We start from the raw sequence: 4,179 nt of genomic DNA on the forward strand, positions 1-4,179 counted from the left end.
GCTATCCGCGTTAGCGGACCAGACTACCGTCCCTTTACCCGCGCCTCGATCGCGTCCCAGATCATGCCCGCCACATCGGTCCCGTCGAAGCGTTCGATTGCGACGATGCCGGTCGGCGACGTCACGTTGATCTCGGTCAGCCATTCGCCGCCGATCACGTCGATCCCGACGAAGATCAGCCCGCGCCGCTTCAACTCCGGCCCCAGTTCGGCACAGATTTCGCGCTCGCGCGCCGTCAGTTCGGTCCTGGCCGCAGTGCCGCCGACCGCGAGGTTCGAGCGGATTTCGCCCTCGCCCGGCAGGCGGTTGACCGCGCCCGCCACCTCGCCGTCGACCAGCACGATGCGCTTGTCGCCCTTCGCCACCGCCGGCAGGAACGCCTGCACCATATGCGGTTCACGGTAGGCGGTGTTGAACACCTCGATCAGCGACGACAGGTTCTGCGCATCGGCATCGACCTTGAAGATCGCCTTGCCGCCGTTGCCGTGCAGCGGCTTCACCACGATCGATCCGTGCTGGGCAAGGAACGCGCGCGCCTCCTCGACCGATCGGGTGATGAGCGTCGGCGGCATGAAGTGCCGGTAATCGAGCACGAACAGCTTTTCGGGCGCGTTGCGCACCGATGCGGGGTCGTTCACCACCAGCGTCCGGCCGGCGATCCGCTCCAGCAGATGCGTCGCGGTGATATAGCCGAGGTCGAACGGCGGGTCCTGCCGCATCAGCACGACATCGGCCTCGTCGCCAAGGTCGAGGCGGACGGACTCGCCCAGCGTGAAGTGATCGCCCTCGACCCGGCGCACCGTGACCGGGCGGGCGTGGGTCCAGACATGGTCGCCCGACTGGTTCAGATCCTCGGGCGCATAGTGGAACAGCCGGTGGCCGCGCGCCTGCGCCGACAGCATCAGCGCGAAGGTGGAATCGCCCGCGATGTTGATTCCGGCGATGGGGTCCATCTGCACGGCGACGGTCAGCGACATGGGGCAACTCCGACTGGGACTGGAGGTTCAGCTAGGCGCGGGCGGGCGCAATGTCACGTTTCGTGTTGAGGGCGGACCACTCCCCTCCCTGACAAGGGAGGGGCTGGGGGTGGGTCGGCCTGCGAGGACAGGTTCGGCCCGCCCCGGACCTACCCACCCCCGATCCCTCCCTTGTCAGGGAGGGGAGCAGAAGGGCGCTACCGACCGACCTACCGCAGCGGCGTGCCCGAATCCTTCCACCGGTCGAGCACCTGCGATTCGGCCGGCAGGGTCGTCGGCAACGGCACCGCCGCCGCAACCGGGCGCACCGGCGCGGACGTCGCGACCGGCACCGCTGGCAACGGCGTCAGCGGCACCGGCGTAGTGACGACGGCCAGCGCCGCCACCGCCGGCGCGACCGGCCGCAGCGGTCCCGGCAATGGCTCGCCCCCGGCATAGCGGTCGCGGAACGCGGCGGGCGTGCCCCACCACCCCTTCCACCGGTGAAAGAAATGCGCGCCGAACACCCCGGTCATCACCAGCGATCGGTTCCACGACGGCGTGACCGCATAGGTATGGTAATGCGTCGCCATGCCGACCGGCGCGAATACCGCACCGGCCAGCGCGTCCCTCGCCACCGCCCTTGCCCGTGCCCATGCGGCCGGGGCGGGGGTGCGCGCCATCGCCCCGTCGCAGGCGAAGCTGAACTGGCACACCGGCTTGTCCGACCCCTGATATACCACGCCGCAGACGCTGGCGGGAAAGGCGGGATGGCGCACGCGGTTGAGCACCACCTGCGCCACCGCGCGCTGCCCGGCATCGGGTTCGCTCGCCGCTTCGTAATAGATCGCGGTGGTCAGACATTGCAGCGCGCGCGCCCGGTCGCTTGCGGTCCCACGCGCATGGAACGGGGCCGCCGCCTTGATCGAGGTGTCGGCCAGGTCGACCGCCGCCTGCTGCTCACTCACCGGCAGCGCGGGGAGCGGCGCGGTGCCGGTCACGCCCGGCATGGGCCGGACCGGCGGCGGCGCATCGGCGAACAGCAACGCCGCGCCGGGAAAATGCGCATCCGCCTCATAGCCCGTCGGCGCAGGCAGCGGCGGCGCGGGCGGGGCGGCCTGCTCGATCGTCGCGATTCCCGCCCGCGCGGTGAACGCCCCGCCGAGCAGCAGCATGGCGATGCCGCCGATCAGCTTCGTCCGCCGGGGAAGATTCGCCAGAACACCCATGGTGCGCGCTGTAACCGATCGCGCGACCCAAGGCTCCCCCGCCTTTCACACCGTGCCGTCATGGGACGATCGTGGCTTATATTCGCCGCGCTGGCTGACAGGATCGTCGCCATGCGACCGATACTGGCAATCCTGACCCTCCTGCTCCTGCTGCCTGGTATCGCCATGGCCCGACCCACCCCGGCAGGCACGCCGATCGCGATCGGCACCAGCCACAGGATCGATTCGACCGTGCTGGGCGACCATCGCGAGCTGAACGTCTGGCTGCCCGAAGGCTATGCGAAATCCGGTATCCGCTACCCGGTGGTCTATCTGCTCGACGGTGCGCGCGATCAGGACTTTCCCCATGTCGCGGGGCTGGCCAGCCTTGCCTCGCTGAGCTGGACGTTCGGTCCGTTCATCGTCGTCGGCATCCAGACCCGCGATCGCCGCGCCGAACTGACCGCGCCGCCGGTCGATCCGCGCTATCGGTCGGCCTTTCCGGCAAGTGGCAGCGCCCCGCGTTTCCGCCGCTTCCTCGAACGCGAGGTCATTCCTTTCGTCGAACGACGCTATTGCACCAGCGGCAAGCGCGCGCTGATGGGAGAATCGCTTGCCGGGCTGTTCGTCGTCGACACGCTGCTGGCCCAACCGGCGTTGTTCGGTGATTATATCGCGGTCAGCCCCAGCCTGTGGTGGGACGATCGCCGGGCGCTACGCGATCCGGCGCTGGCGACGCGGCTGGCACGGGCGGTTAACGTCCGCCTGTTCCTTGCCCATGCCGACGAAGGCGGGACGATGCAGGACGGCATCGACCGGCTGCGTGCCGCGCTGGCACCGCTGCCGCCCGGCATGGTCATGCTGCGCTACGCCGACCACCGCACCGATGCGACGCACGCCACCGTCTATCACCGTGCCGCCGAGGAAGCGCTGCGCTGGCGCTACCCCGCGCCGCCCTATGACAGCCGCCCGACGCCATGGTTCATGATCGAGGGGGCGTCGCCACCGGCGACCGCACCGATGCGGTAGCGACCATCGTTCGCCGTCACCGCTGCAACAGCGCCATCGCCACTCCCGCGCCCATCACCGCGCCACCGCCCGCCCGCCGGGTCCAGCGACGGACACCCGCACGGCGGACCAATCCCGAGGCGTGCGACGCCGCCAGCGCATAGCAACTGTCGGTCGCCCCGGCGATCCCGACGAAGGTCGCGATCAGGATCGCCGCCTGCGGCACGAACGGCTGGTCGGCGCGGACGAACTGCGCGGCGAAGGCGACGAAGAACAGGATCGTCTTGGGATGAAAGGTGCCGACCGCGACATTGGTGAGGAACGCCGCGCGCGGGGTGACGGTGCGCGGCGGCCGGGCCGGGTCGCCGTCGTCGCCGCTGCGCAGGATCGCGATCAGCCCGATGCCGATCAGATAGGCAGCCCCGATCCATTTGAGGATCGTGAAGGCGACCGCCGACGTGCCGAGGATCACCCCCGCGCCGGCCAGCGACACGCTCATCGCGATCAGGTTGCCGACCGCCATGCCCGCGACCGATGCCAGCGCGGTCGCCCGCCCCGACGTGAACGCGAAGCCGATGATGCTCGCGACGCCGGGACCGGGGATCACGCCCATCACGAACGAGGCGGCGGCGAAACCCAGCCAGAGATGCGGGTCCATTGCGTATCACCTTGGCTATGTCGTCCCGGCCCGCGCCGGGACGACCAACTGCTCCCTACTTCACTCCCAGATCGGGCCGGGCCAGATCGACCGACGCCGCCGGGATCACCACCAGTCCCGGATAGGCGGCGCGCAGCGGTGCGAGGAATTGCTTGGCGTCGCCGACCACGACGATGCTCGCCGCCTTGGGGTCCATGATCCGGCCCGCGACCTGTTGCACCGCCGCCGGGTCGACCGCTTCGATCGAGGGGAGGAAGGTCGCGATCCGCGCCAGCGGCACGCCGTCGGCGACATAGGTGGCGATGGTGCCGGCGATGCCGCTGGTCCGCTCGACGGTGCGGCCGAAATT

General features: G+C 69.8%; 5 protein-coding genes. 1 reads left to right on the top strand and 4 read right to left on the bottom strand.

All coding sequences use genetic code 11. From position 1 onward, the window contains the following. Positions 1 to 23: 23 nt before the first annotated feature. Both gshB and ASE78_RS16540 read right to left on the bottom strand, forming a co-directional pair. Positions 24 to 977, bottom strand: coding sequence for a glutathione synthase (gene gshB / locus ASE78_RS16535; protein ID WP_056498586.1), 954 nt, complete (start codon positions 975 to 977; stop codon positions 24 to 26). Positions 978 to 1,186: 209 nt separating this feature from the next. Then, the gene (locus tag ASE78_RS16540) at positions 1,187 to 2,185 is read right to left on the bottom strand and encodes a cell wall hydrolase (RefSeq protein WP_056498587.1); all 999 of its coding nucleotides are present in this window, start codon (positions 2,183 to 2,185) and stop codon (positions 1,187 to 1,189) included. A gap of 111 nt (positions 2,186 to 2,296) precedes the next feature. Between ASE78_RS16540 and ASE78_RS16545 the strand changes: the two genes are divergently transcribed. Continuing rightward, the gene (locus ASE78_RS16545) at positions 2,297 to 3,193 is read left to right on the top strand and encodes an alpha/beta hydrolase (protein ID WP_056498590.1); all 897 of its coding nucleotides are present in this window, start codon (positions 2,297 to 2,299) and stop codon (positions 3,191 to 3,193) included. Between the two features lie 16 nt (positions 3,194 to 3,209). Here the strand turns inward: ASE78_RS16545 and ASE78_RS16550 are convergent, their stop codons facing one another. Both ASE78_RS16550 and ASE78_RS19680 read right to left on the bottom strand, forming a co-directional pair. After that, positions 3,210 to 3,830 (bottom strand): LysE family translocator, encoded by a 621-nt coding sequence (locus ASE78_RS16550; RefSeq protein ID WP_056498592.1) that lies wholly within the window; start codon positions 3,828 to 3,830, stop codon positions 3,210 to 3,212. Between the two features lie 55 nt (positions 3,831 to 3,885). Next, on the bottom strand, positions 3,886 to 4,179 hold a 294-nt coding region (locus tag ASE78_RS19680; protein ID WP_235515119.1), incomplete at its 5' end, for a hypothetical protein.

This window comes from Sphingomonas sp. Leaf25, from assembly GCF_001421635.1.
Taxonomy (GTDB): Bacteria; Pseudomonadota; Alphaproteobacteria; order Sphingomonadales; family Sphingomonadaceae; genus Sphingomonas.